The 26,942-nt window shown below is 51.3% G+C and carries 22 protein-coding genes and 1 other annotated feature; of the genes, 14 read left to right on the forward strand and 8 right to left on the reverse strand.

Annotated features, from left to right (window positions below):
• The first annotated feature begins 46 nt into the window (after positions 1-46).
• A complete protein-coding gene (locus M891_RS0102675) occupies positions 47-736 on the forward strand; it encodes a VOC family protein (RefSeq protein WP_028537726.1) in 690 nt (229 codons plus the stop codon).
• A gap of 100 nt (positions 737-836) precedes the next feature.
• Positions 837-1,634 (forward strand): TetR/AcrR family transcriptional regulator, encoded by a 798-nt coding sequence (locus M891_RS0102680; protein WP_028537727.1) that lies wholly within the window; start codon positions 837-839, stop codon positions 1,632-1,634.
• A 59-nt stretch (positions 1,635-1,693) separates the two neighbouring features.
• Here the strand turns inward: M891_RS0102680 and M891_RS0102685 are convergent, their stop codons facing one another.
• Together M891_RS0102685 and M891_RS0102690 are read right to left on the reverse strand one after the other, a co-directional pair.
• Positions 1,694-2,482, reverse strand: a complete 789-nt coding sequence (locus M891_RS0102685; protein WP_028537728.1) for an ABC transporter permease — start codon at positions 2,480-2,482, stop codon at positions 1,694-1,696.
• Entirely contained in the window at positions 2,479-3,357 is an 879-nt protein-coding gene (locus M891_RS0102690) for a daunorubicin resistance protein DrrA family ABC transporter ATP-binding protein (protein ID WP_028537729.1), read from the reverse strand. The genes M891_RS0102685 and M891_RS0102690 overlap by 4 nt, the downstream gene beginning before the upstream one ends.
• A gap of 371 nt (positions 3,358-3,728) precedes the next feature.
• Between M891_RS0102690 and M891_RS0102695 the strand changes: the two genes are divergently transcribed.
• The 3 genes from M891_RS0102695 to M891_RS0102705 all read left to right on the forward strand — a co-directional run bounded on the left by M891_RS0102695 (position 3,729) and on the right by M891_RS0102705 (position 10,446).
• Positions 3,729-8,831: a discoidin domain-containing protein gene (locus tag M891_RS0102695; protein WP_028537730.1), complete on the forward strand. Its 5,103-nt coding sequence runs from the start codon at positions 3,729-3,731 to the stop codon at positions 8,829-8,831.
• 180 nt (positions 8,832-9,011) lie between these two features.
• The gene (locus M891_RS23190) at positions 9,012-9,689 is read left to right on the forward strand and encodes an SDR family NAD(P)-dependent oxidoreductase (RefSeq protein WP_051416814.1); all 678 of its coding nucleotides are present in this window, start codon (positions 9,012-9,014) and stop codon (positions 9,687-9,689) included.
• 223 nt (positions 9,690-9,912) lie between these two features.
• Positions 9,913-10,446, forward strand: a complete 534-nt coding sequence (locus M891_RS0102705) for a polymer-forming cytoskeletal protein (RefSeq protein WP_016311962.1) — start codon at positions 9,913-9,915, stop codon at positions 10,444-10,446.
• Between the two features lie 43 nt (positions 10,447-10,489).
• On the opposite strand, the gene M891_RS0102710 is transcribed toward M891_RS0102705, so the two are convergent.
• A complete protein-coding gene (locus M891_RS0102710; protein WP_157268747.1) occupies positions 10,490-11,215 on the reverse strand; it encodes a hypothetical protein in 726 nt (241 codons plus the stop codon).
• A 142-nt stretch (positions 11,216-11,357) separates the two neighbouring features.
• Between M891_RS0102710 and M891_RS0102715 the strand changes: the two genes are divergently transcribed.
• From M891_RS0102715 to M891_RS0102725, 3 genes are all read left to right on the forward strand, one after another.
• On the forward strand, positions 11,358-12,188 hold the full coding sequence (locus tag M891_RS0102715; RefSeq protein WP_028537732.1) for an AraC family transcriptional regulator: 831 nt from the start codon (positions 11,358-11,360) through the stop codon (positions 12,186-12,188).
• Positions 12,189-12,305: 117 nt separating this feature from the next.
• Positions 12,306-13,514, forward strand: coding sequence for a multidrug efflux MFS transporter (locus tag M891_RS0102720; RefSeq protein WP_028537733.1), 1,209 nt, complete (start codon positions 12,306-12,308; stop codon positions 13,512-13,514).
• A gap of 33 nt (positions 13,515-13,547) precedes the next feature.
• The gene (locus tag M891_RS0102725; protein ID WP_028537734.1) at positions 13,548-14,144 is read left to right on the forward strand and encodes a hydrolase; all 597 of its coding nucleotides are present in this window, start codon (positions 13,548-13,550) and stop codon (positions 14,142-14,144) included.
• Between the two features lie 38 nt (positions 14,145-14,182).
• Here M891_RS0102725 and M891_RS0102730 read toward each other — a convergent pair whose 3' ends face one another.
• Positions 14,183-16,168: a beta-galactosidase trimerization domain-containing protein gene (locus M891_RS0102730; protein ID WP_028537735.1), complete on the reverse strand. Its 1,986-nt coding sequence runs from the start codon at positions 16,166-16,168 to the stop codon at positions 14,183-14,185.
• 135 nt (positions 16,169-16,303) lie between these two features.
• On the opposite strand from M891_RS0102730, the gene M891_RS23195 reads away from it, so the two are divergent.
• From M891_RS23195 to M891_RS0102745, 3 genes are all read left to right on the forward strand, one after another.
• Positions 16,304-17,188, forward strand: a complete 885-nt coding sequence (locus M891_RS23195) for a helix-turn-helix domain-containing protein (protein ID WP_232228275.1) — start codon at positions 16,304-16,306, stop codon at positions 17,186-17,188.
• Positions 17,189-17,260: 72 nt separating this feature from the next.
• Positions 17,261-17,526: a binding site (T-box leader), on the forward strand.
• A gap of 78 nt (positions 17,527-17,604) precedes the next feature.
• Positions 17,605-18,690 carry an aspartate-semialdehyde dehydrogenase gene (asd, locus tag M891_RS0102740; protein WP_028537736.1) on the forward strand — a complete coding sequence of 362 codons (1,086 nt, stop codon included), beginning with the start codon at positions 17,605-17,607 and terminating at the stop codon, positions 18,688-18,690.
• A gap of 32 nt (positions 18,691-18,722) precedes the next feature.
• Positions 18,723-19,178 carry a GNAT family N-acetyltransferase gene (locus tag M891_RS0102745; RefSeq protein ID WP_028537737.1) on the forward strand — a complete coding sequence of 152 codons (456 nt, stop codon included), beginning with the start codon at positions 18,723-18,725 and terminating at the stop codon, positions 19,176-19,178.
• A gap of 78 nt (positions 19,179-19,256) precedes the next feature.
• Here the strand turns inward: M891_RS0102745 and M891_RS0102750 are convergent, their stop codons facing one another.
• A complete protein-coding gene (locus M891_RS0102750) occupies positions 19,257-19,568 on the reverse strand; it encodes a YbjQ family protein (RefSeq protein ID WP_016311971.1) in 312 nt (103 codons plus the stop codon).
• A 98-nt stretch (positions 19,569-19,666) separates the two neighbouring features.
• Here M891_RS0102750 and M891_RS0102755 point away from each other — a divergent pair, with 98 nt between their 5' ends.
• Together M891_RS0102755 and sstT are read left to right on the forward strand one after the other, a co-directional pair.
• Positions 19,667-20,806, forward strand: a complete 1,140-nt coding sequence (locus M891_RS0102755; RefSeq protein ID WP_028537738.1) for an NAD(P)/FAD-dependent oxidoreductase — start codon at positions 19,667-19,669, stop codon at positions 20,804-20,806.
• 103 nt (positions 20,807-20,909) lie between these two features.
• Positions 20,910-22,151, forward strand: coding sequence for a serine/threonine transporter SstT (gene sstT, locus M891_RS0102760; protein WP_028537739.1), 1,242 nt, complete (start codon positions 20,910-20,912; stop codon positions 22,149-22,151).
• Between the two features lie 60 nt (positions 22,152-22,211).
• Here the strand turns inward: sstT and M891_RS0102765 are convergent, their stop codons facing one another.
• Positions 22,212-22,772: an NADPH-dependent FMN reductase gene (locus M891_RS0102765; protein WP_028537740.1), complete on the reverse strand. Its 561-nt coding sequence runs from the start codon at positions 22,770-22,772 to the stop codon at positions 22,212-22,214.
• Between the two features lie 2 nt (positions 22,773-22,774).
• A complete protein-coding gene (locus tag M891_RS0102770; protein ID WP_028537741.1) occupies positions 22,775-23,845 on the reverse strand; it encodes an LLM class flavin-dependent oxidoreductase in 1,071 nt (356 codons plus the stop codon).
• Between the two features lie 145 nt (positions 23,846-23,990).
• Between M891_RS0102770 and M891_RS0102775 the strand changes: the two genes are divergently transcribed.
• On the forward strand, positions 23,991-24,335 hold the full coding sequence (locus M891_RS0102775; RefSeq protein ID WP_016311976.1) for a winged helix-turn-helix transcriptional regulator: 345 nt from the start codon (positions 23,991-23,993) through the stop codon (positions 24,333-24,335).
• 113 nt (positions 24,336-24,448) lie between these two features.
• Here the strand turns inward: M891_RS0102775 and M891_RS0102780 are convergent, their stop codons facing one another.
• Positions 24,449-26,608 carry an alpha-amylase family glycosyl hydrolase gene (locus tag M891_RS0102780; protein WP_028537742.1) on the reverse strand — a complete coding sequence of 720 codons (2,160 nt, stop codon included), beginning with the start codon at positions 26,606-26,608 and terminating at the stop codon, positions 24,449-24,451.
• Positions 26,609-26,942 lie beyond the last annotated feature (334 nt).

A 26,942-nucleotide genomic window follows, 5' to 3' on the forward strand; every position in this document is an offset into this window, starting at 1 on the left:
GCAGAAGCGATGTTCATCGCCCAACCGAAATAAGGGGATGAGGGACATGAAATTTACGCACATGACGTTATGGTCTGGGCAGCTTCAGGAGACGGAAGTCTTCTATACCGAAACGCTGGGGTTCGCCTTGATTGAGCATGGTCTGGAGCATTTCACGATTCAGGCGGGCGCGACGCTGGTTACGTTCCGATCCGCTGAGGTGAAAGAATCTCCATATTATCATTTTGCACTGAATATACCGGAAAATAAGTTCGCGGAAGCGAAGCAGTGGTTGGCTGCGCGGGTCCCGCTGATCGAAGAACAGGGGAAGGACGAGGTGTTTTTCACTGCTTGGAATGCCCATGCGGTGTACTTTAAAGATCCGTCCGGCAATATCTTGGAATTAATCGCCCGGCACAATTTGCCCAGTGAGCTTAGCCATGACTTCTCGATTGAAGATATTATGGGCGTCAGTGAAATCGGCATCGTGACCTCCGAGGTTCTCCCGCTCGTTCATCGGCTGAATGCGGCGGGGCTTACGAACTTTCAGGAGGCCGATCCCGCGTTTACTCCGATTGGCGACGAACACGGGCTGTTGATCGTGGTGAGGGAGCAGCGGGAGTGGTTTTTCTCCAATGGTATCCCGGCACGTTTCTACCCCGTTGAACTTACTGTGGCTGGCGTCGGACGATTAAGTTTCCAAACGCAGGATGAGTTCTCGTTAACCGCACTCGGACGAATGGAAGCCGAGGTTTAACGTACGTGTTCATGGCTGATGCTCTGGAGTTTATGGTATATTGCTTATAGGATAAGCGGTTTAGACCATGAACTTCTCGCAGATATAGGAGACGTTAGACATGAACAGAAAAGAAAATAAAGCGGACGAGCGAACCTATACCAAAGGTCTTCCACACGGGGTAGCCTTAACATGGGGATTAATTCCGGAACCCAAACGCGGGCCGAAACGGGAGCTCAGCATTCCGGAGATTGTTAATACAGCGGTGGCGCTTGCGGATAAAGACGGACTCGCTGCTGTATCCATGAGTCGGGTTGCCGGGGCATTAGGATATACAGCCATGTCGTTGTATCGGTATATCCCAAGTAAAGACGATTTGCTGCTATTGATGCAGGAGGCGGTTTGTGACATTTCCCTTCCGGAGTCTCCGGATCCGGACGACTGGCGTGGGATGATGCGTACTTTCGTTTGGAGTACGGTACAGGTCTATAAGGACCATCCTTGGTTTGCCGACCTTCCGATTTACGGTGCTCCAATTACCCCTAACAGCTTGCGGATTGTGGATTGGGCTTTGCAAGGAATGCAGAAGTTTCCGATCAGCGGTTACGCGAAAATGTCGATCATCTTGCTGCTAAGCAGCTATGCGCGGGCATGCGGAATTCTGCAACGGGACATGGACCGTGCCTTAAGTTCGGGCACCAGTCTGGACGAGTTCAGCGGGTTCAGCTACAGTGCGGCATTGAAGGAACTCGTGACCCCGGAGCGTTTTCCATATCTGCATCCGCTTGTGATATCGGGGGAATACACCAGTGAAAATGAAGCCGAGAGCGACATCGGCAACGACATCGAATTTGGGCTGGAACGGATTCTAGATGGAGTGGAGCATTATTTGAACTTTGCTCCAAAGGGAAAGGTGTAACACGCAAAAACAGGGAAATCGAAGCGATTCGATTTCCCTGTTTTTTGATGAATTAGTTGTTAGCGTTGTCCTGATCGGCGATGAAACACGACTCGGCACCAGATGAAAGCACCAGCGATGAGGATCAGGCACCATGTAACTGCCCACAGCGCATGGTTTTCGATTGGCCCGCCGGTCAGCAATGCGCGGATCGTTTCGTTGGCCGGCGTGATGGGTTGATGGGCTGCGAAGCCTTGAAGCCACTTCGGCATGGATTGAGTTGGGACGAAGGCGCTGGACAAGTAAGGCAGGAACAGCAAAATGAATCCATACCCGCTGGCAGCAGAAGCGCTGCCGGCAACCAGCCCAATCGCAGCAAACAACCAGGTGATCGCCAGAATAAATAAAATAATCACGCCGGCCGCTCCGAGCCACGCCCCAAAGCTAGCAGATGGGCGGAAGCCGACCAGTAAAGCTACACCGATGACGATTGCCGTGGCGACGAGGTTCCGAATGAGGCTGGCGGCGACATGGCCGGTAATTACGCCCAGGCTTTGAATCGGCATCGTCCGGAAGCGTTCGATCACCCCGTTGGTAACGTCCTCTGCAACTTTCACTGCGGTCCCTGAGGCACCAAACCCGGCGCAAAGGAGGATAATTCCGGGGACCACATAATCGACATAATTGCCGGTAGGGTCCAGGGCCCCGCCAAAAACATAGGTGAACAGCAGCATCAGCATTACTGGCAGCAGGATCGCCATGACCATGGTGTCCACATCTCTTAGACTGTGGCGAATACCGCGGCCGACAAATACCGCATTGGTGGTCCATACCGAGGGCTGTCGTGCGGAAAGTTGGGCTTTGATCATGCCGATACCTCCTTCTCACCGGAAGTCAGGGCAATATACACATCATCCATCGTTGGGCGTTGAATCGTAACTCTCGCATTCGACGGCACCTGTGCGTGCAATGTGCTTAATATTCTAAGCAGATCCTCAACAGTCCCATCGGTCGGCACCCGGGAGACCAGTTGGTCTTCGGCATCTCTAATTTCAACCCGATCACTGTGAACTTGCCCCTTCAGCTCTTCCGCGGTGCCGGTCGCCACAATGTGTCCGTCCTTGAGAACGGCCACCGTATCAGCTAACTGATCGGCTTCTTCTAAATATTGCGTTGTCAAAAATATGGTATGGCCTTGCTGGGCCAATTCCGTGATACCATCCCATAACACGCGGCGGCTTTGCGTATCCAGTCCTGTCGTAGGTTCGTCGAGGAACAGGACCGGGCGGCTTACGATGAGGCTGATGGCCAGATCCAGGCGGCGACGCATACCGCCGGAGTAGGCTTTTACCCGTTTACGGGCCGCAGCCGTCAAGTCGAACTGTTCCAAGAGCTCCATCGCCCGCAAACGGGCTGCTCTCGCGGAAAGCCCGGAGAGACGGCCCATCATCACCAAATTTTCCTCTCCGGTCAGCACCTCATCGACGGCAGTGAATTGTCCGGTGAGACTGATCGAGCGCTTGACCTCGTTTTTCTCGGCGACCACATCGTATCCAGCGACCCGTACGGTTCCTGCATCCGGCGCAGTCAGTGTGGAGAGGATGCGAATGAGCGTTGTTTTACCTGCGCCATTGGGGCCAAGCAGCGCAAATACCGTGCCTGCAGGGACAACCAAATCTACGCCATTGAGTATCGTCTGATTGCCAAAGCTTTTGTACAAACGGTCCACTTCGATCGCATTCATCAAGTTGGCTCCTTTCCTATCTTAATTATTGTATATTATATAAACAGTATATGATGTATACAATAATTAAGTCAATCCAAATGTGAATAGGACAATTGTTATGTGATTCTGAGACTTACGGAATACGATCCCGATTTTATTTGGTACTATATTCCTGTTTTTTAGAATTCAGGATGTATGCTCTACAAATTGGTGAATCATCGGACGATAATCCAATGTGGAGTGGAACTTTTTTCCACGATAGGACCATTTCCGAGAACATTTTTGCAGAGTGAGGGGACGTGCCGATGGTGAGGTAGTAAACGTGAAGAAATGGGGTAGGAGTCGGTGGTAGAGCGCTTTATAGTTAATCAAAACAAAGGAGAGAAATCATGAAAAGAGCGTTCGTGATCAAGCGCCATGCCCGGACTGTCTGGGCGAATTTATTGACCGCGATCATTTTATTGATCAGCAGTGTGCAAGTCTTGCCGGCACCGGCAGCTCATGCCGCTGAGGGCGATTATTTATTATCACTATATAGACCGGTCTACAGTTCCTCTTCGCTGGGCGGTAACACGCCGGACATGGCGGTTGACGGGAATGAGAACACCCGGTGGGAAAGTGTGTGGAAGAAGGATCCGCAATGGATCTACGTCGATTTGGGCGCCAGTGCGACCATTTCGAAAATTTCCGTCAAATGGGAGAACGCTTATGCCAGCGCTTTTCAGTTTGAGGTATCTGATGATGAAGTTCATTGGGAGCCCGTGTATTCCACTACGGAAGGCAAAGGCGGATGGACCGAGGTGGACGTTGCTGCCCAAGGCCGCTATGTCCGCGTGTACAGCACCAAGCGGGCTCAAGAAGCTTACGGGGTGTCCATCTATGAATTTAACGTTTATGGCACCGGCGGCGTAAGTCTTCCTCCGAAGCCAGCTGCCGTCAACCTGGCGCTGGGCAAGCCGGTAACGGCGTCTTCGCTGGAGATTAATGAGCCAAGCAAATCGGCTGAGGATAAAGCCAAAATGGAAGAGAAGAACTATTTGGCGAGCAACGTCACCGACGGCAGCAACGATACTCGCTGGTCTTCCATTTATCAGGATAACGAATGGATTTACGTAGACCTTGGTGAAGTCAGCGAAATCGGCAGCGTATCCTTCAATTGGGAAGCGGCTTACGGACGTGCCTACGATATCCAAGTGTCCGATGATGCGCAGAACTGGACCACCGTTTACCGTGAACTCAACGGATCGGGAGGACGGGAGAACATTCCGGTGTACGCGAAAGCACGTTACGTGAAAATGGCGGGTCTAGGCCGCGGCACAACGAACGGGTATTCGCTGTACGAGTTTGGCGTTTATGCCTACCGGGAAGGGGATCCGAAATCCACTTATGACATTCCGGAAGTACCAACCACTTCCGCCGTTCAGCTTGGTGCGGGCAGTTATGAAATCAACGATGTAACGATGCTGGAGCCTAAAAATCCGAAGTATCGCACATCCAATATTCAAAGCCCCATCCCGTCCAATGACTGGTGGCAAAACATCCTGATTTCAAATCTGGGCGACGGGAACAGCTTGATCACACTTCCCCTGAAAAATTGGTATACCAAGCAGGGGCTGAACATTTTGAATCCGGGAGCCGGTTATGTGTCGGGCGGCGGAGGTTCGATTGATGCCGACGGCGAATCGGATCTGATTCTGTCGACGAATACGATCAACCCTGCTAACGTTGTCACGAAGATTTCCGGTTATGGCGATTATTCAGCCACGGTTGTCATGAGCGACGATGATACAGCGAAAATGAGCACGACGTTCGTCAAAGGCTCGCCGTTCCTTTATCACACATTTGAAAACCCGGATGCGGCGATTCTCCAGTCACAGTTCATTACCCGGCTGTATGACGATAACAACCAGCCGATTCTGCTGAATGACGGCGACACGCTGACCACGGACCACATCGGCATCGAAGTGACGAATCAGGACAAAGCGCCGCAGCCGCAGACGTTCGTTCGCCATTACGGGGTGTTTGCTCCAGAAGGCACGGTATTTATGAAGCTCGGGAATACGATTAAGATCAAATTCGGCCAAGGCGGAAATTACTTGTCTGTGGCTACACTGCCGTCGGCAAGCGATCTTAGCAAATATTATCAGCACGCTTATGCCTTCGTCACGGATACGAGAGTGGACTACCGTTACGATCAAGCGACTTCGCTCGTGACAACGGATTTTGAATCGATCACAGAGCTGAAGCGGCCTGGCTTCTCTTCGGAGACGCTCATGGCATTGCTTCCGCATCAATGGAAGATTTCGAGCACACCATTAACGGATTTAAGCTACCCTTCGATCCGTGGTTTGTTGAAGATTCGGGAAGGGAACTCGTTTACGACACAAGACCGTTTCTATGGAATCATTCCTCAGTTCGTAGAACCTAACGATCCAACTTACTCCCGCGCACAGTTGATCGCATACTTGGATCAATTAGATGCGGATGTGTCGGGGGACATCATGAGCGATGACCCTTATTGGCAAGGCAAGAAGCTTCATCCTTTGGCGCTAGGTGTCTTGATTAGTGATCAAATTGGCGATACGGAACGGAGAGATTTCTATCTCTCGAAGCTGAAGGAAATTTTGACAGACTGGTATACCTATTCGCCGGAAGAACGATTGCACTCCTACTATTTCCATTACTCGGATGAGTGGGGCGCGATCTTCCCGTATGGCAGCGGCTTTGGCGTGAATACCGGCTTAACGGATCATCATTTCACGTACGGCTATTACATCTTTGCTTCCGCAGTTCTTGCGACGTATGACCAGCAGTTCCTTCAAGATTATCGCGATATGATCGAATTGCTGATTCGTGACTATGCGAACCCGTCAAGAACAGACAGCCAGTTCCCATGGCTCCGCAACTTTGACCCGTACGAAGGCCATTCCTGGGCAGGCGGCTATGCGGACAACCGCAGCGGCAATAACCAGGAAGCGGCCGGCGAAGCTCTGTTCAGCTGGGTCGGCGAATATATGTGGGGGCTTGTGACGGGCAATGACGAATACCGGGATACCGGGATTTGGGGCTTCACCACTGAGGAAAAAGCTGCTGAACAATATTGGTTCAACTACGATCATGACAACTGGGTGGAAGGCTTCAATCATGCAGCCGTAGGCCAAGTTTACGGCAGCGCCTATTCGTTTGGTACGTATTTCTCCGGAGATCCGGAGCAGATTTACGGCATTCACTGGCTTCCGCCGGCAGAATGGATGACTTACTATGGTCGGGACCCGCAAAAAACGAACGAGCTGTACGCCGGTTTGATTAAGGATCTCGGCGGTCAGCAAGAACGTTCCTGGCAGCACATTATTTGGCCGTTCCAATCGATCGGTGATCCGGAAGGGGCGCTGGCGAAATGGGATACCAGCCAAATGCAGCAAAACGAAGTGTTTAATGCCTACTGGTTTATTCATAGCATGGTATCGACAGGTACCCGAACTATGGATATTTGGGCAGATGATCCAGCTGTGACCGTCTATGAAAAAGATGGTGTCTACACGGCGCAAATCTGGAACCCGTCGGACAGCGCCAAATCGGTGCATTTTTATAATGCCAATGGGCCGCTTGGATCGGCAACGGTTTATGCTAAAGCCCAAGTGAAAGTGAATCCGCTTGAAGAGACGGTGCTGGACGGCCCGGATCCGTCGCAAGGCGTAAAATACGTCGATCGAAACGGATGGACGATCACGGCTTCTTCCAGCTCTGAGGATGTTGGGCGCCTTGTGGACGGCGATTTGTCTACCCGTTGGTCTTCGGGACAACTGCAAGCTCCTGGCGACTGGCTGCAAATCGACCTGGGCACGGAGCAAGCGTTTGATACGTTGTTTATGAACTCCGGCACCAACTGGGGCGACTATGCGCATGGTTATGAAGTTTACGTATCGGCGGATGGCGAGAACTGGAATGAACCGGTAGCAACAGGTACTGGGGTATCGCCAAGCTTGGTTGTATCCTTCGATAAGCAACTGGCTCGTTATATCAAGATTGTGCTGACAGAGCCTGCTGACAGTTGGTGGTCGATTACGGAGCTGAAGCTGGCTGAATTCAGCAATATGGAACCTGTAACGCCGCCAGTGACAGAACCGCAGCCAGATCCGGAACCACAACCGGAGCCCGAACCACAACCGGAGCCCGAACCACAGCCAGAACCGCAACCGGATGAACCTGAACCGCAGCCAGATCCGGAGCCGCAGCATCCATTGCCATCGGACGGTTCTCTAGCAGACCATTCTGGATGGGTTGTGACTGCCTCCTCCTCGCAAGGCCGGGATGTACCGGCTAACATGCTGGATGGCAATCGCGACACGCTTTGGACGAATGGACGCGATCAGGCGAAGGGACAATGGGTGAAAGTGGATTTAGGCGCAGTATATCAATTTGATTCTCTCGTGCTTGATCCTGGTCATGCCAGTGATGATTATCCGCGTTCCTATCTTCTCTATGTCTCCTACGACGGGGAGAACTGGGGCAAGCCGGTGATCGGCGGTCAAGGGCAATCGGGCCGCATGTCGATTACATTCCCGACACAAACGGCTCGTTATCTCAAGCTGGTTCAAACCGGCGAAGCTAACCGTTGGTGGTCGATTGCCGAGCTTAACGTCTATGATTACGGTATCGGCAAGCAACAGGAACTGATTCCTGACGGTTGGTCCGTTACAGCTTCTTCCGGTGAAGAAGCAGAAGCGATGCTGGACGGCAACGAAGCAACTCGCTGGACGAGCGGCCGCGAGCAAAGCGGCGGCGAATGGTTCGAACTGGATTTGGGTACGGCCCTGCCCGTGGACCAAATCGTCATGGACAGTGCGCATAGCCACGAGGATTATGCGCGCGGATATGAGGTATACGTCTCGCTGGACGGTCAATCCTGGGGCGAACCTGTCGCTGCGGGGCAAGGAGATGGCCCCGTCGTAACGGCAGCCTTCCCGCTGCAGACGGCCCGTTACCTTAAAGTCGTACAAACGGGGACCGATTCGCATTGGTGGTCTATTCATGATGTGAAGGTATTTACCGCTGATTCGACGCCATGGATTGCAGAACCGTTAGCGGGAGAGGACGATTTCCTTAATGTGCTGGACCGTTCTGGATGGATGGTTACCGCTTCTACCACAGCGGATATCTCGGAGATGTTGGATGACAATTTGCGCAGCCGCTGGACGTCCGGTGAGGCGCAAACACCAGGCCAATGGATTCAGATTGATCTGGGCGGCCTGCGGACGATCAGCAAACTGAGCATGGACTCGGGCGAGAGCGGCAACGACTATGCTCGCAGCTATCAAGTCCTTGCCTCGGAGAACGGGGTGGACTGGACGTTGGTTGCTGAGGATGTCGGAACGAGCAAACAGATCGTAACGACCTTCCCTCGGCAAACGGCGCGTTATGTGAAAATCATCCAAACCTCCACGACGCCATCGTGGTGGTGGTCGATCGCCGAGTTAAATCTCTATCGGTAAAAGTTGAATAGAAGTAAGTAAGAATGACGCAGCTCCCGGACGGATACTTCCGTTACCGGGAGCTGTTTTTTTGAGTTTATAATTCGAGAACGATAAATCTAAAATAATAATTTACCGAACGTTCTCATTATGATAAACTCAGGATGAAAGGAGGAAGCGTCCAATTGCAGCCTTTCGTCAATGAACACAGGCCGGGATCAGGAGAAATTGAATAAAGCTGTTGCAGCGTTGGGTAGTGCCAACACGATTGGCGTAGTGTCAGACGCATCAGATCCAGAGGGTGCTGAGAAAGCCGTCGCGGCAGCGGTTGACGGCTTTGGCCGGTTAGACATCGTGTTCGCGAACGCCGGTATCAGCGGCAACACGCCGCTTGGCAGTGCAGATCCATCCTTGTTCAAGAAGATCCTTGATGTGAACATCGCCGGAGTGTTCTTTACAGTTCAAGCAGCTTCCGCATATTTGAAAGAAGGCGGATCGGTGATTTTAAACGGCTCCGTGTTGGCAAAGGCAGGCCATCCAGGATATGCAGCTTATGCAGCAAGTAAAGGAGCGGTTACCAGCATGGCACGGGTATTGGTGGCAGAGTTCGCGCCGCGGGGAATCCGCGTGAACACCGTTGTTCCTGGCGCAACGAAGACACCGATTTGGGGGGATACATCGGTTCCGGAATTTAGCCCGCTCGAAGAATATTTGAAGCAAAGTATCCCGCTCAACCGGATGGGGAAACCGGAAGAATTGGCGAATGCGGTGTTATTCCTAGCTTCGGATGATTCATCTTACGTCACTAGTGCAGAATTCAGCGTGGACGGGGGCGCAGGCTCTTCGCCAATGGGGACGCCAGCACATCAGCTCGACTGAACGAAGTATGAAAAACATCTCCCGTGAGGGAGTTCATATAGATACAAGCCGGCCAGGGAGTTGGTCGGCTTCCATTACGAAAATTTAGAGGAGGGAATGTCAAAGATGAACAAGCTGTGACTAGCAATGTGAAATTTCGCACATATAAGTGAAAAAAATCACATTATCAAAAACCACTTTTTTTTATAATTCAAACTGAAGAGAAAAACAGGAGGGAAACAATATGAAAATGGTCAAAGGATTGGTTGTTGCCGGGCTTGCTGCGGCTCTGCTGGCAGGATGCGGTTCAAATGACGGGAACTCGGCGGCTAACGCCAATAAACCAGCGGATGCTACGACATCGGCTTCAATCGTCAATCAATCGGATGCATTCGTGAATGCAGTGAGTGAGAAAGGGACTTGGATCATCGCCATTCTCAACGACTTGACGGTGGATCAAGATGTTGTTGTTGCTGGCGAATTCCACGATAAAAACGATGCTTCGAAAGACATCTACCGGAAGATCGCATTGTATGCGCAAGATGAAGACCACAACGTGACCGCTTCTTACACCTTAACCGTTCCGAAATTGACGGTTCAAAGTGAAAACCTGAGAATTCAAGGCGGTACCGTAAAAGGTGATGTCTATGTTGAAGCGAACGGCTTCAACCTGTACGAAAACGCTACGATCGACGGTAACCTTTACTTCGCCAATGCCGACGTGCAAGCCAGCGCGAAAATCGACGGTAAAGTAACAGGGGCAACGGAAGTGAAATAACAGCAAACCCAAAGGCCAACCTCATGAGGTTGGCCTTATTTTTTTAGATGAAGAACGATTGGACGAACACATAGATCCCTATACCAATAATCGCGATACCGCTGATTTTGCACGAGAGATAATAGAAATCACTTGGCTCCGCCTCACGCACCCATAACCAGTGGAAGGAGAGATGAAACAAGAGGATTTGCAGCTTCTCAAAGCGGAATAAGCTCCATCCGAATAGCATAAGCGCATAGGAACCGTAATAGAGCAGCAAGACCCCCTGTTTGCTGTGGTATTCGGGAAAGGCGGCTCGAACGATCATACTTGGGCTGTACAAGCCTACTTGTTCGTCGATAGGTTGAGGGGCACCATTGATGTTCCAGGAGATTTCAGGGACCCATTCGCCCTGCTGGTCCAGCCACAATAATATCTTGTTGTGTGCTTCTACCCGAAACCGCTCCCCTGAAGGATAGATCACTTCATAGCGGGGAATTGATTGATCTTCCAGAACGTGGACCTCGTATTCTTGCCGCTCGATGATTACCCGCTTTTGGCCCGGTTCATCACTGTTCATGACCACGACCTCTTGACCGTTATGGGCTCGATACGTCACCGCCTGCGGCTCCTGAAGGATCGGTCTGAATTTGTCCCCATGCAGATAAAACACCGATTCCGAAAAATAAGGCGCTGTCCAAACGCTAATCCCAATCATCACGAGGAGTGAAATGATTAACTGAGCCCGAGTCGTCCTTATCCACTGGATGAACCAAGGTTTTCCCCCCACATGATTTCCTCCCCTAATCAGATACTATATTTACGTCTCCACACGGCGGAGGTTGCGGTTTACCGGTACGTATGGTCTAATCGCAGTAGCTGTAAACTGCATAGAAACTTCACAGGAAGTCTCATTGAGGAGGCGAGCGGTGATGAACCTGAACCATCTGCATTTTCATATCCATTATTGCAACAGTAAACAGCCGAATGACGGTAAACAGCTAAGAAGCAGCATCCGTAGAACACTTACGCATCACGAATTGCTGCTCGTCACCGGGGGGAAGGGCAGTATTACGTTGGACCGCAAAAAACTTCTCGTTCAAGAAGGCATGTTATTCTACATCCACGCGGGTCTCCCTCATCACATACAGATGGACGAAACCGATCCGATCTGTTTCTATTCCGTCCATTTTAGTTATGCGGGCATCCGCTTTGATGACGGGAACTGGTCCATTGGGCAGGAAACTGAGCGTTTACCGCTTCCGTCCATGCAGGTGCTGCAAAACGGTTATCTGGTCGAGGATGCCTTTCGCCGTTTGGCGGCTGCTTGGTTCACTAAATTGCCAGGGTATGAGCTGCTGACGAGAGCGGGACTGGAGCAACTGCTGTATGAAATCTTGGTCCATGCACAAAGACAAAATCAGAACCACGCGGTTGCCCTCAAAGTGGAGAAAGTGATTCAGTACATGCGTGAGCATCTGGGCGAGCGGCTTACGTTGGCAGAGCTGTCGGAACTGGTGCATTTGTCTACGTATTACCTGTCACGAGCCTTTAAACAGACGACCGGATTTACCGTCATTGAGTACTTTAACAAACTAAAAATTGATAAAGCCAAAGAGTTGATCCTTGAAAGTGATAAAAAAATTAAAGATATTGCGTTGGAGCTTGGTTTCGCCGATGAATTCTATTTCAGCCGCATCTTTAAACGGACCGAAGGGATGAGCCCATCGGAATTTTATAGCAAAATCGTCCATGGAGTTTAAGATAATGCATGGAGTATAGCTAGTCTTCGCGCTAATATTGTTCTGCAAGAATGTTCATCTTAACGTTCATCTGCACGCGCAGAGGACAGGGGGTTACAGAAAGAAGGCTTAAAGGGTATGCCGATTTGGAAAAGAAATTTGATCGTATGCTGGTTCGGCATGTTTGTGACCGGCATAGGCATGAGCCAGCTTGCACCGATCTTGCCGCTATACATCAAAGAGCTGGGGGTGGATCAGGCGGATGCGGTGTCCCGGTATTCCGGACTAGCCTTCGGCATTACGTTTATCGTCTCGGCGATTTTCTCGCCGATTTGGGGTCTTGCGGCGGATAAATTTGGCCGGAAACCGATGCTCTTACGGGCCAGCCTCGGGATGGCGATTGTCATTGGATGCATGGGGTTTGTCACCAATGTCCATATGCTGATCTTCCTTCGTTTCCTGCAGGGCATCATCACCGGCTACAGCACTGCTTGTACGACATTGATTGCTACTCAGACGGACAAAGCCCATGCCGGTTGGGCACTAGGACTCTTGTCTACGTCCAACATCGCCGGCTCGCTGCTAGGTCCAACGATCGGCGGCTTTATCGCTGAACATGCCGGGATTGAAGAGACCTTTTTCTTAACTGGCGGACTGATGTTAATCGCCTTCATAACGACGTTATTGTTCGTTAAAGAGACGTTTGTACGGTCGGAAGTGAAGGTGGCAGGCATGAAGGAAGTATGGAGTGCGTTGCCGGAAAAAGGCTTGACGGTGACGCTGTTTGCTACGTTTTTTATGCTGAGTGTTGCAATGTATTCGGTGGAGCCGGTCCTTACCGTTTATGTGAATGAAATCTCCCGTAACAGCAGCCATGTGGCGTTGCTGGCAGGTATCATCTTCTCGGCATCCGGGTTGGCCAATATCTTGGCAGCACCTAAGCTAGGCAAGCTGTCCGACCGGATTGGCGCCCATAAAGTGATGCTGGCAGCGCTCTTGGTCTCGGGGATCTTGTTTGTCCCGCAGGCGATGGCACGCAATCCCTGGGAGTTGATGGGGCTGCGGTTCCTGCTGGGAGCTGCTGCAGGGGGACTCAATCCCTCGGTGAACACCCTCATTAAGAAAATTACCCCGGAGCATCTAACCGGCCGGGTATTTGGATTAAGTATGGCGGCTGGCTACTTGGGAGTATTCGCCGGTTCGGTGCTGGGCGGTCAAGTTGCGGCTTGGTTTGGCATCCCGTATGTCTTCCTGCTGACCAGCGTGTTGCTCCTGATTAACGCAGCTTGGGTATATGCAAAGGTGTATAAAAAGCTGCGGGAGCCCAGCCATTCGGCAGCTCTGTAAAGTATACAAGAGAAGGGAAGTTCAGCAGAAATGATGGAAATGATCCAACCCGAAACGAACACGATGATCCTTGCGGAAAAAACCGCACTCGTGCTTATCGATTTGCAGCAAGGGATTTGCCATCCGTCCCGACAAAGTGCGCCGTACGACAGTGCGGAAGTCGTAAGAAACGCGAGCCGGTTGGCCCAGACATTTGCCGAAGAAGGCGGATTTGTGGTGCTTGTCCGCGTATCTACGTTGGATGGCAAGGATATGCTCAAGCCTGATACCGACGGTCATCTCAGTCCAGGCGCTTACCCTGAAGGTTGGGATGAAATCGTGCCAGAACTGGCCAATATTCAAGGGACCCATGTCGTGACGAAACGCCAATGGGGTGCTTTTTACGGCACAGATCTGGATCTGCAGCTGCGGCGGCGGGGCATCGATACGATCGTGCTCTGCGGCATCTCCACCTCCATCGGGGTGGACACGACCGCGCGCGAAGCGTTTCAGCATGGGTACCATCAAATCTTCGTCGAGGATGCCATGACGGCATCAACAAAAGAGGAGCATGACTACGTCTGCCGCTATATCTTCCCACGCATCGGCAAGATTCGGTCGACGGCAGAGGTATTGGCGGCGCTGCGTTAAGCTTGCGGAATCATAAAGAAAGCCTTGAACCAAGGGGTTCAAGGCTTTTGTGCGTTGGTTGCGTGCTCAAACTGCAGCACAACCATTTGGTGGCAGGACCACGGCGGCAGGGTGTAATGGACGCGGCCATTTGCCTGACGGAAGGGGAGTTTCAGACCCTGCGGTGCAAGATAAACTTCCCGAACTGGTGCGGGCACGGAGATCGTGGCCTCGATGTCGCTCAGAACCGGCAGGTCTTCGATGACCTCGACGTTGAGTCCTCGGCGCACTGGCGAGGCATAAAGCAGGTGGTGCACCCAGCGATTTTCGGACGGTTGAGCCTGCAATGTCGTCACGCCTTGTGCTGGAAGATTGGTGTGTACAGTTTTACGTTTCAGTAAGCGGTCAAGGGCATAATGCACAATCTCCTTGACGGGTAAGCTGCCTTTTAGTGCGTAGTCCTCAAACAGGTTCCAAGCCGCATAGATGCCGGCGGGACCTTCAACCATACCAGGACCGGCGTCCTGGAGGTTAGACGGCGTATGCTGGTGTGAGCAGAAGGTGAACAGGTCACGGTTGAAATAGGAATTTTCCCGGCTGCCCAGCTTTGTTCCATGAGGTTCAAGTTCGATATCCTGACCGTCGGTATACATCACGAAGGAAGCATGACGTAATGAAGGCAGCTCGAAGTCCGGGCGAAAGTAGGACGGCTTAAACGCCGCATCCCCAAGAGGTTTGGCGCCGAAATCCAACTCGAAATGGGAACCGTCCGGCGAAAGGCCGGAGCGTCCCGTTGCCAAAATTTTGCCGCCATTTGCGATAAAAGCTGTAAGTTTCGTCTTCAACGCTTCGTCGACCGTGATCACGTCCGGCAGGATGACGACGGAATAGGAGCTGAGATCATTTTCCGTATCCACAACGTCAAACAGGTAATGACCCTCCAGCAAAATCCGGACAGCTCCTGCATCGGCGTGCTGTGCTGTGTTTCCGGGCTCCCCTGCGGCCTCGGCGGACAACAAAGCCACGTCAGCGACCGAGTTCACGTCCCGGCACCATTCCTCCTTAGCCTCCACTTCCCGATATGCTTCCCCAATTAACGCATACGTTGCCGGATCCATCCATCCGGTTGGATGCAGCTGATCGCCAATCGAGATGCGGGCCCCATTTGCTAAGCTAAGTGCTGTCTCGTATTTCAGCGCGTTCGGATGCTTATAGCCGCCAAATTCGCCCCATGAGGTGTGGAATTTTCCCGTCATCCCCAGGAACTCCATTCCCAAGCCTTGCGCATAGCGAGCTGAGAGCGGGAAATGGTCATAGCCCCAGCCGCCCGTCGGCAGTGATTCCAACTCCAGATGGGTGTTCAGCTTCGCAAAATCCCGCCGGCCACGCTTGACATGACCGCTGTTGTGAAACACTGGAAGTCCAGGCTTGATGCGATGTACTGCTTCGTCCATCGTTTGGGCGTACCGAAGAAACGTTTCTTCCCAAAGGACTTTCATCGCATCCAGGTTACGGGGATCTTCGCCTCGTCTGCGGATTTCTGCGACGCAGGATTGGCAATAGCATTCGCGCACCCCAACGATATCAAGGAAGATTCCATCGACGTCATAATTGGAGACGACTTCACGAACTTGGTTAGCCAGAATGTCCAAGTAAGGGGTGTTCATGCAAAATTGATGGTATCCCGGCGTCATAAAATCGGGCACCCAGTTCAGCTTCTCCTGCGGATCGCGAATCAGCCATTCTGGATGGCGGCGCGCCAGTTTCTCATCGAGTCCGGCGGAGAGATACACCGGTGTTTTGACGCTAATTTCGTGGGCGGCTTCGATTTGGGCGCCCAGTAAGTCGAAGGACAGATGCGGATGCATTTCGTTGGCTGTTGAAGGGTGATAGGCCCAACCGTGATGGCATTTGGCGAAGACGGTAATCGAATCCACATGGCCTAACTGGAGCATTTCTTGGAACTGCTGCTTGGAAAAGCGGCTGCCAATCCCTTCAATGGCTTCGGAGGTATGGAAATCAAGATGAACCTGACGGAATCTCATGGACGTTCCTCCCGATCTAGAAATGAGTATCGTACGTTACCTACCATTCTAGGCGGAATCACCGCTTGCTACAGCTGATAAATACGACGAAAAGTAGTACAATTTCTACATCGCATAGGGGGTGAGGATTTGCTTGTGCTGGAGTTCACGGCACCGCCGTATCCGCTGATTGCCGCAGTGGGCTGTGCGGTATGGCGGCCGGGGGTGATCCATGCCGAACGGGTCTTTGAGGCGTATGACTTGATTGTTTGCGCACAAGGCGCTCTATATATGGAGGAGGAAGGGCGCTCCTACGAGATGGATGCCGGCAAAATGTTGGTGCTGGAAGCGGGGAAAAGACACCGCGGAACCCGTCCAACCGAGGAGGAAACCGAGGTCTATTGGATTCATTTTTGCCACTCGCCGCATCTTCCGCCGAAGCTGGTGGACAAGCAGAACTGGCAGCAACCGCTGCTTGCCCGAACGGATCAGGACACTGAACCGCGTCCGTCGATCATTGACATTCCCAAGTTCGCAGACATTGATCTCCGAACGATTCGCCCAATGCTGGATGAGATGGTTGCACTGCATCGCACGCTAACGCCATATCGTTCCTTCGAGTTGCAGCTTCGCTTCGGACAGTTGCTCCTCCAGTTGCAACAGGGAATGCGGCAAGGCAGTCCGCAATCCCGATCTGCGGATCTCAGCGAGCAGGTGGCAGCTTACTTGGAAGAACGATTGCACCTCCCGTTTGACGCAGAGGAACTGGAGCGAGACCTGCATTATCATTTTGATTATTTAGCAAGATGTTTGAAGCAACATACGGGAATGAGTCCGCTGCAATACCGTCATCATCAGCAGATTGAACGGGCTAAGCGGTTGCTTGCCCATACGGACGAGCCGCTCAAACGGATTGGCGAGCAATGCGGGATCTCGGACCCCAATTATTTCTCCCGATTGTTCAAACGAGAGACGTCCTTGACCCCGGGAGCCTACCGAAACCGATTCCGCGTCATTCAAATGGATGAAAAGGACAAGTAGGTAAAGCTGAAAATTTCTTGAAACCAGTTTACGTTCCGCCAGGAATCTGGTAATATTATCGCAACATGTAATGTAAATGCGATGACGAGAAGAGTAAGTAAAGCGAACCTTTCCAGAGAGCTCCGGTACGCTGAGAAGGAGCAAAGCGTGACTTTACTGAAGAAAGCCTCTGAGCAGCACATCGGAACGTGTAAATCGGCGGGATGGTGTGACAGGAGCTCCTGTTATAGAGCTAGAGTATACGCTTGGCAGCGTCAGGCTGTACTTGAAGAGGTTAATATGGCGACATATTAGCGAACCTGGGGTGGTACCGCGAGCATACCAATCTCGCCCCCAAGACGAAAGTCTCGTCTTGGAGGCGGGATTTTTTTATGACATAATTCCAATACTCACAAGGAAAGGACTGGATGTTAGAAATGGGTCAAAAGTTGAAAGTAGGCATCGTTGGTGGAACAGGAATGGTAGGGCAACGTTTCGTGCAGCTGCTGGATCAGCATCCTTGGTTTGAGGTGACTGCGATTGCAGCCAGCGCCAATTCTGCAGGTAAAACCTATGAAGAGTCCGTCCAAGGACGTTGGAAAATGGCGACGCCGATGCCTGAAGCCGTGAAATCCATTGTGGTACAGGATGCGTCTAAGGTTGAGGAAGTGACGTCGGACGTGGACTTCGTCTTCTGCGCCGTAGATATGAAGAAGGCAGAAATCCAAGCGTTGGAGGAAGCCTATGCGAAAACCGGCACTCCGGTGATTTCCAACAATTCAGCACACCGCTGGACGCCGGACGTACCGATGGTGATTCCAGAAGTAAACCCGCAACATATTGAAGTGATTGAAGCCCAACGCAAGCGCCTTGGTACGAGCACCGGGTTTATTGCCGTGAAACCAAACTGCTCGATTCAAAGCTACGTACCGGCGTTAAACGCTTTGCTTGATTTTGAACCAACGACGGTTGTGGCATCGACCTATCAGGCGATTTCCGGGGCAGGCAAGAACTTTACCGATTGGCCGGAAATGCTGGATAACGTCATTCCGTATATCGGCGGCGAAGAAGAGAAGAGCGAGCAGGAGCCGCTGCGTATTTGGGGGCATGTGGAAGGCGGACAGATCGTCAAAGCAAGTTCTCCAATTATTACCACCCAGTGCATTCGCGTTCCGGTGACGGACGGTCACTTGGCTACCGTATTCGTGTCATTTAAGAAGAAACCGTCCAAGGAAGAAATCCTGCAGCGCTGGGCTGAGTTCAAAGGCCGTCCGCAAGAGCTGGGATTGCCAAGCGCTCCGAAGCAATTTATCACGTATTTTGAAGAAGAAAATCGTCCGCAAACCAAGCTCGATCGCGATATTGAGCAAGGGATGGGCGTTTCCGTCGGCCGTCTGCGCGAAGATTCGTTGTACGATTATAAATTTGTTGGCCTGTCGCACAATACGCTGCGCGGAGCTGCAGGCGGTGCGGTATTGATTGCTGAGTTGCTGAAAGCAGAAGGATATATTCAAGCGAAATAATCTAGGTTTGTCCGGGGGAGGGGAGCCTGTTGATCACCATCACAGTGGATGATTTAAGCGGACCTGAAATTAGAGCATTTATTGGCGAGCACTTGGCGAACATGGCGGAATCCTCTCCACCTGAAAGCATCCACGCGTTAAATGTAGACGGTTTGAAGCAGCCGGATGTCACGTTTTGGAGCGCCTGGATCGATGGCGAGCTCGCGGGATGCGGTGCGCTTAAGGAGCTGAATCGCGAATACGGTGAGGTTAAATCGATGCGAACTGCGATCCCGCACCGTGGGAAAGGCGTTGCCAAGCAAATGCTGGCGCATATCCTTGAAGAGGCTGTGCGACGCGGTTATCAGCGGATCAGCCTTGAGACGGGTTCGATGGAGGCTTTTGCTCCGGCCCGTAAATTGTACGAGAGCTTTGGGTTTACGTATTGTGATCCCTTTGCAGATTATGTCGAGGATCCGAACAGCGTATTTATGACAAAGTTATTATAACCAAGTAAAGATGAACGATTCTAATCAGGAACACACAAAAACCCGCAAATTTGCGGGTTTTTGATTTTTTTCCAGAGACTATACAACGACGGCGGTTCCGCTGACAGATACCATCAGCATGCCTTCTCGAATGACCTCGTAATCGATATCGACACCGATAATCGCATTTGCGCCAAGGCGCGATGCTTGGTCAGACATTTCGGCGAAGGCGGTGTCTCGGGCTTCCTGAAGCTTGTTCTCGTAAGCACCGGAACGGCCGCCGACGATATCGGTGATCGAAGCTAGAAAATCGCGGACCACGTTCGCGCCCATGATCACTTCTCCGGTCACGATCCCAAGATAACGTTTGACCGGAGATCCTTCAATGGTTGGGGTGGTAGTCATAATCATAGGGAGTCCTCCTTTTTTTAGAGCCATATTGGTTGTTACGAAGGTATGCCGTGATGGTTTCAATTTAAACTATAATGGAGGCAAGGGAGGCTTTTAACGTGAAAAAGATGATAGTTATCGGCTCCGGGATTCTCGGGGCTTCAACCGCATATCAGTTGGCTAAGCTGGGAGCCGAGGTTACGGTCGTCGACTGTGGGGGGCCTGGACAAGCCACTGACGCTGCCGCCGGGATAATATGTCCTTGGATCTCACAACGGCGTAATAAAGCTTGGTATAGCTTGGCCAAATCGGGCGCGCATTATTACGAGTCCTTAATCAATGAACTCGAGGCGGAAGGAGCGTACGATACAGGATATGCTCGAGTTGGGGCGCTGCGTCTTCATCGGGAACGCGAAAAGCTGGTCGCCTTGGAGAAGCTGGCCGTCGACCGTAGACAAGAAGCCCCGGAGATGGGAGAGATTCGATTGCTTGAACCGGACGAAGTAAAGCGGTTGTTTCCTCCGTTGGATGAGGGGTTCTACGCCCTGTATGTGAGCGGTGCCGCCCGCGTTGACGGGCGTGCGCTCCGCGAATCGCTTCTGAGGGCAGCGGTACGGCATGGGGCGACGATCGTCCGCGGCGAAGCTTCGCTTCTGTATGACGGCAACACCGTCAACGGGGTGCGCGTCGGCACGGAAGAGATCAACGCTGATGCGGTTGCCGTTTGCGCCGGGGCATGGGCGCGTCAACTGTTCACTCCGCTAGGTTTGGACTTCCAGGTCACTTACCAGAAAGCCCAAATTGTTCATTTGTCACTGCCGGACGTTGCAACCGAGCATTGGCCTGTCGTAATGCCGCCGGGAGATCAGTACATTCTGGCGTTCGATGACAGCCGGATTGTGATTGGCGCAACCCATGAAAACGATCCGCAGGGTTATGATACCCGTGTGACGGCGGGCGGTTTGCAAGAAGTGATCAACAAGGCGCTGTCGGTGGCACCGGGGTTGGCGGACGGCAGTTTTTTGGAAGCGAGAGTGGGGTTTCGTCCGTTCACACCAGGATTTCTTCCGGTCGTCGGGACGGTACCTGAATGGAAGGGGATCTATGCGGCCAACGGCCTAGGAGCTTCAGGATTAACGATGGGGCCGTATATTGGCGCACAGCTGGCCCAACTCATGCTAGGGCGGGAGACGGAGATCCAATTGGAGAATTATCGTCTTCATCTGGCTCTTTCGCCTGAATTTTCTGACAATCTGTGAAAAGTATTGCACAAATGTTTCCACTCAGAGGACAGATGTCCATAATACGTGGTATACTATCGCTATGCATTGATGCGACATCATAAACATACGGGGGAGAAACATGAAGGCAATCTTACAGAAATGGAATGAAATCAGTCTTGTGAAGCGAATTCTTGTTGGCTTGGTGGTGGGGATCCTCTTGGCGTTGATCGTGCCCCAAGCCAGCGGCATAGCGCTCCTAGGGACGCTGTTTGTGTCCGCTCTAAAGGCCGTAGCGCCGGTACTGGTGCTGCTATTGGTTATGGCTGCGATCGCGAACCATCAAAAAGGGCGGCAAACCAACATGAAGTCGATTCTCGTGTTGTACTTAGTCAGTACGTTTTTGGCTGGGGCTAGCGCTGTGGCTGCGAGTTTCCTGTTTCCGGTCAGCCTGTCCTTGGCAGGGGCTACGGAAGGCTTAACGCCGCCAGGAGGCATCGTCGAGGTTCTAAAAGGTCTGCTGCTAAATGTGGTGGATAATCCGGTCCATGCCTTGATGAATGCCAATTATATCGGTATTTTGGCTTGGGCGATCCTGCTTGGTCTAGCGCTGAAAGGCGCAGGCGATCAGACCAAAAGCTTGCTTACACACGCCTCCGACGCTGTTTCGCAAATCGTCAAGTGGGTTATTCAATTCGCACCGTTTGGAATTTTGGGACTTGTGTATGAATCCATTACGGTAAGTGGATTGGAATCGTTGCTGGATTACGGGAAGCTGTTGGTGGTTTTGGTGGGCTGCATGCTGTTCATCGCGTTGATCGTCAACCCGCTGATCGTTTACATCAACATACGTCGGAACCCGTATCCACTCGTTTTCACCTGTTTGAAAGAGAGTGGGATCACGGCGTTCTTCACCCGCAGCTCTGCGGCGAATATTCCTGTGAATATGCGTCTCAGTGAAAAATTGGGACTGAATAAGGATACGTATTCGGTATCCATTCCATTGGGAGCGACGATCAATATGGCGGGCGCAGCGGTCACGATATCGGTCCTGACGCTGGCAGCTGTCCATACGTTAGGCATTGAGGTGGACTTCGGTACTGCGGTAATTCTCAGCGTTCTGTCGGCAATCTCTGCTGCTGGAGCTTCCGGTGTGGCCGGCGGTTCGCTGTTGCTGATCCCTCTGGCTTGCAGCTTGTTTGGGATTTCGAACGACATCGCGATGCAGGTTGTAGGGGTAGGGTTTATTATCGGGGTCGTGCAGGATTCGTGCGAAACGGCGCTGAATTCCTCCTCCGACGTGCTGTTTACGGCTACGGCTGAATATGCCAAAAAACGCAAGGAAGCGGCGCTTCCGCTCGCAAATACGGCAAGCTTGGATTAAATAACAAAAGGCTGGCGATGATTCGTCAGCCTTTTTTCATGCGCAGTCTTTGGTTTGCTATCATAACTCGTTATAGGCAGCCTCTCGGATATTGGCATAGGTTTCAGCCAACATCATGGTATCCTCGGCTAAACGCTCAATCCGGAATTTAACATCATCGTTCACAATCTCTTTACGGTAGAAGTCTTGTTCCTCAATAAACACATAGTTCTGTACTAATTGTGCTTTCAAGTAAGTCAGGATCGGCTTCAATTGCTGTTCAGGTACGAGGAAGTGGCGGGATGAGCCTGCGGTAGCCACGATACTAACCACCTTGTCCTTAAGAGCATATTGTGGAAGCAGATCGAAAATATTCTTGAGCGTTCCCGGAATCGATGCCTGGAAGATTGGTGTACCGATAATCAGAACGTCGGCGTCCATGATCGCTCGGGTGATCATCCCCGTATCGCCTTCATAATCCAAATAGTTACGACCGTCACTAAATTGAACTTGATATTCAGCCAGATCAATCAGCTTCGTTTCCGTGCCGGGGTACTTTTCCGCTATCGTTTTTAGAGTGTAATCCACGGCAGTTTTGGTTTTGGAACCTACGATGGTGCCGGACAATCCAACGACTTTCATCATTATTTACCTCCTTCAGATTTTTTCGTGTATTTCTTGATGGCTGGCAAGATTTCTGTGCCGATCAGTTCGATATTCCGTTTCACCTGATCAAACGGCATACCGCCAAGATCGATTTGGGCGATATATCGCTGATGACCAAACAATTCATGTTGATACAGGATCTTCTCGATAATTTGTTGAGGGCTGCCGGCATTAATGATGTGATGCGGGTCGCTGCCTTGCATGAACAGTTGTCGATGGAAGCCTTGGCCATTCGATTTCATCATGCTTTCGTTGACGTAAGGATAGAACTCCTGCAGGGCCTGTTGTGACGTTTCGGCTGCGTAGAAGAAGCCTGCAGTGGCGACAGGCAGTTCGTCCGGGTTGTGGCCAGCCTTTCTGGCGGCTTCCCGATAGACGTCAACCGTCCGTTTGAAGACGGAAGCGGGACCGCCCAAATGTGCCATTACCATTGGAACGCCGGCGAAACCAGCTTTAACCGCACTGGCTGGACTTCCTCCAACCGCCCGCCAAATCGGCAAGGAGCCGTTAAGCGGACGTGGGATGACCTTGGCATTTCGCAACGGTGCCCGGAATTCTCCACTCCAGTTGACAACCTCTTGTTCATTAATCAACCGCAGAAGATCGAATTTCTCTTCGAATAATTCCTCGTAATCGTGAACATTGTAACCTAACAAGTCAAAAAGTCCAACTCTGGAGGCGCGCCCCGCCACGATCTCTGCCCGGCCGTTCGAGATGAGGTCAATTGTGGAGAAATCCTCATACACGCGAACAGGATCCGAAGTACTGATAATCGTCGCGGTACTGCCGATCTTGATTTTGCTTGTGGCTTGAGCTATAGCAGCAAGCACCACCGTGTGTGCTTGGGTCGCGAAATAATTTTGGTGGCTTTCTCCGACACTGAAGAAGTCCAAACCTGCTTGTTCAGCAAGCTTAGCGTACTCGATAATTTGTTGAATTCGTTCTTGTGGGGAAGTGCTTTTTCCCGTTTTGGGATCAGGCACATGATCGCCCAAAGTATATATGCCAAACTCCAGTCCTTTGCTGGGATCAATACGATATTGGTTCATGAGAAATTCACCCCTTGTTTATTTTTTGGTGATGTGATGTTGCTTATGCGCTTATTATAATCAGCTTACGAAAATATAGTAAGTACGCACTTTTTAGTGGTATAGTTACTTATAAGAAACTAATAAGAAACTAGGAGGTTGTGCTATGGAGAAGATACCTGAGCTTTGTCACGTCGGTGACGCATTGGAGATTATTGTAGGAAAGTGGAAACCGATGATTCTGTTGGTGTTGTTGCAAGAAGGCACAAAAAGATTCAGTGACCTTAAGCGCAAGCTGCCGGACATTTCTCAAAAAATGCTGACCCAGAACCTGCGTGAATTAGAGGAAGAGGGGATTATCGAACGGATCGTCTATCCCGAGGTTCCGCCTCGTGTAGAATATTCGATATCAGAGTATGGAAGAAGTTTGGAGCCGCTTCTGGACGCGATGCACAGTTGGGGGGTCAGTCATGTGCTGCGGAAGGAAGAGAAGTTACTGCATGTGAAATAAAAAATAAGACCCGTGCAATTGGCACGGGTGTTGGGCGCATTTACGTAAAGATAAGAAACGAGCAGCTAAGGAATTGATCCATAGCTGCTCATTTGGTTGTTAGATGAACTTGCTTATGGTTGCCAGTCGACCTCAACCGTGCCTACACCGTTGGTTGGCGTTGTAAAGCTGTGGTTGGAGCCGCCTTCCCAGGTCACGGATGTCCCGTTCTTTTTGATAAACTTGAATTCCAGAGTTGTTCCCGCCGGCACGCTGACATCAAAGTACCAAGTTGGATAAGTTCGAATGATCTGGTTAAAGAACGGACCAATCGCTTTGTCCGGATCCCAGTTGCCAAGCTCGGCGATGTTGCCTGTCAGGTAGACATTTTCACCTAACGTGGTGTTGGCATTGTTAATGATGAACCGAACCGAGACTTGATCTCCTGTAAGCAGGTTAAAGCTGCTATAGCTGTTGCTGTCCACGGAGGATGCGTTGCGGACTTTGATATCATACTGACCTGCAGTGATCGCCGGTACTTTTACTTGGATTTGAGAATCCTCCCACTGCACGATCTGGTTACCGGTGACTGCCGTTGTACCGAAGAAGACCGTTCCTTTCGTATTCCCAAAGCCTCGGCCATCGATCGTCAGCGTTGTGCCCGCTTTACCCATGTCCGTTCCGATATTACCGATGACCGGTGTGGACTCACTGGCTGCAAATTGCCATACTGCAACAGCCCCTGCCGGCAGGTTAAAGGCGGGGACTGATCCCGTAGAACTTACCGTAATACTGCCGCCATCCAGCAGTCCGTTTAATTCGTCGGTATAAGTACCGGCTGGTAGTGAGGTCTGCAAGCCAGTGATCGAGGCGGCGGTGGTCGTATTGCGGTTAATGGCGACCAGCGCTACGCTATTGCCGAATTTTCGCTCATAGATAAATACATCATGATTGATCCAGCGTTCCTGCGTGCTTCCATAGGCGAGTGCCGGGTTCGATTTGCGAAGCGGCGCCAGCTTGCCGATGACTTGATATGCGGTGGTAGAAGTCGAGAATCCACTCATATAACCTCGGTTCGCCGGATCACCATTGCCCGTCATATATTGCTCTGTCCCGTAATAGATTGCCGGAACGCCGCGTGACGTTAATGTGAAGGCCAGCGCTTGCTCCAATCGCCGGTCGTTGTTGCCCAGCTTAAAACGATCCATGTCATGGTTATCAATAAACGTGACTTGGTCATGGATATGTTTGTAGTTGGCTGCTGTTGTAGTCAGCATGTTATTTAAGCCGTACATCGTATCTGTATTGTCTCGGAAGACCTGCCGGACTTTTTGACCAAATTGGAAGTCAAGCAGACTCATCCCGGATTCATTGGCGAAGCGGATATTGTTCGGATCATTTTCGCCAACGCCAAGGAACCATTCCCCGAAGGTAAACACCGGTTGATATGCTGCAATCGAAGCAACCCAGTTCTTCTGCCAGCCCTCCGGCATATGCTTCACCGCGTCCACCCGAATGCCATCGATCCCCATATCCAACCAGAGCTTGATTGCATCTTTGAAATACGTATCCGTTACATTGTTGTGGTGATTAATGTCGGCCAGATCATACAGATTCCGATAGATGCCATCCTCCAGCGAGGAGAAATTCGTGCCTTGATTATGATGGAAAATTCCGTTGGTGTCCCCCGTGTAGCCGGCAATCAGGTTGCCATTATCGTACAACCGACCGTTCTCGGCGAAGGAAGGTTGTGTCTCCGAAGCAGGGGAGGTGTGGTTCGGTGCGAAATCAATGATGATCTTGATGTTGTTGGCATGTGCTGTGTTAATGAGCTCTTGAAAATCGCTCATGCTGCCAAACGCCGGATTCGTTCGTTTAAAGTCGCGGGCCCAATACCCGTGATAGGATGTGCTATTGACACCGGAGTAGTCAATGACGCTGTAAATATTTTCGACCGGCTGAGATATCCATAAAGCGCTTACACCCATTCCGGCAAAGTACCCCTCGTTAATCTTGTTAATGATCCCCCGCCAGTCTCCTCCACAATAAAGCTTCAGATTTGTACAACCGGGTGAATAGGCCGCGCCCGATGGATTGTTGCTAGGATCCCCATCCGCGAAGCGGTCTGTCACAATTTGATAGATGACATCGGTAGAGAAGCTTTGCTTGTTAAGAACCGACGTATCGGGAGCGGCGCTCGCCGTCGGTACGGCGATGGAAGGGATGAGCCATGCTGTAAAGAGACAGGTGGAAGCAAGGAGTGTGATAATGGATTTTTTTAAAAACGGTTTCATAGATCAAACCACCTTTCCAGCTTTTTCTACTGTTCTGAACATAGACTTCATTTGAAATTTAAGCCAACCGCTGTAGGATCGTTCGGTTCCTCCTTTCCCGCCGCTACAAAACAAAAAAAACCCGCAATCTTCAACGGAAGATTACGGGGTTGTTCCTGATAGGGAGGATCAGGAAAGCAGCGCCCTCAAATTGTGGGATCAACTTTCATCCTTAAGTCAGTAAGATATGGCAAATTAAGGATGTGACTTCATTTTATATCAGGGGTGCCAAGCTGTCAAATGCTAGATTATCTCTCTTGAATTCCTCGATTTCGCAGCAATCCTCAAAACTTCA

Origin of the sequence: Paenibacillus sp. J14, assembly GCF_000518465.1 — a bacterium.
In the GTDB taxonomy this organism is placed as follows: Bacteria; Bacillota; Bacilli; order Paenibacillales; family Paenibacillaceae; genus Fontibacillus; species Fontibacillus barengoltzii.

Excerpts from the sequence above, each read along its gene's own strand:
- M891_RS0102675 (WP_028537726.1), top strand. The coding sequence starts at position 47 with ATGAAATTTACGCACATGACGTTATGGTCTGGGCAGCTTCAGGAGACG.
- M891_RS0102680 (WP_028537727.1), top strand. The coding sequence starts at position 837 with ATGAACAGAAAAGAAAATAAAGCGGACGAGCGAACCTATACCAAAGGT.
- M891_RS0102685 (WP_028537728.1), bottom strand. The coding sequence starts at position 2,482 with ATGATCAAAGCCCAACTTTCCGCACGACAGCCCTCGGTATGGACCACC.
- M891_RS0102690 (WP_028537729.1), bottom strand. The coding sequence starts at position 3,357 with ATGAATGCGATCGAAGTGGACCGTTTGTACAAAAGCTTTGGCAATCAG.
- M891_RS0102695 (WP_028537730.1), top strand. The coding sequence starts at position 3,729 with ATGAAAAGAGCGTTCGTGATCAAGCGCCATGCCCGGACTGTCTGGGCG.
- M891_RS23190 (WP_051416814.1), top strand. The coding sequence starts at position 9,012 with ATGAACACAGGCCGGGATCAGGAGAAATTGAATAAAGCTGTTGCAGCG.
- M891_RS0102705 (WP_016311962.1), top strand. The coding sequence starts at position 9,913 with ATGAAAATGGTCAAAGGATTGGTTGTTGCCGGGCTTGCTGCGGCTCTG.
- M891_RS0102715 (WP_028537732.1), top strand. The coding sequence starts at position 11,358 with ATGAACCTGAACCATCTGCATTTTCATATCCATTATTGCAACAGTAAA.
- M891_RS0102720 (WP_028537733.1), top strand. The coding sequence starts at position 12,306 with ATGCCGATTTGGAAAAGAAATTTGATCGTATGCTGGTTCGGCATGTTT.
- M891_RS0102725 (WP_028537734.1), top strand. The coding sequence starts at position 13,548 with ATGGAAATGATCCAACCCGAAACGAACACGATGATCCTTGCGGAAAAA.
- M891_RS0102730 (WP_028537735.1), bottom strand. The coding sequence starts at position 16,168 with ATGAGATTCCGTCAGGTTCATCTTGATTTCCATACCTCCGAAGCCATT.
- asd (WP_028537736.1), top strand. The coding sequence starts at position 17,605 with ATGGGTCAAAAGTTGAAAGTAGGCATCGTTGGTGGAACAGGAATGGTA.
- M891_RS0102750 (WP_016311971.1), bottom strand. The coding sequence starts at position 19,568 with ATGATTATGACTACCACCCCAACCATTGAAGGATCTCCGGTCAAACGT.
- sstT (WP_028537739.1), top strand. The coding sequence starts at position 20,910 with ATGAAGGCAATCTTACAGAAATGGAATGAAATCAGTCTTGTGAAGCGA.
- M891_RS0102765 (WP_028537740.1), bottom strand. The coding sequence starts at position 22,772 with ATGAAAGTCGTTGGATTGTCCGGCACCATCGTAGGTTCCAAAACCAAA.
- M891_RS0102770 (WP_028537741.1), bottom strand. The coding sequence starts at position 23,845 with ATGAACCAATATCGTATTGATCCCAGCAAAGGACTGGAGTTTGGCATA.
- M891_RS0102775 (WP_016311976.1), top strand. The coding sequence starts at position 23,991 with ATGGAGAAGATACCTGAGCTTTGTCACGTCGGTGACGCATTGGAGATT.
- M891_RS0102780 (WP_028537742.1), bottom strand. The coding sequence starts at position 26,608 with ATGAAACCGTTTTTAAAAAAATCCATTATCACACTCCTTGCTTCCACC.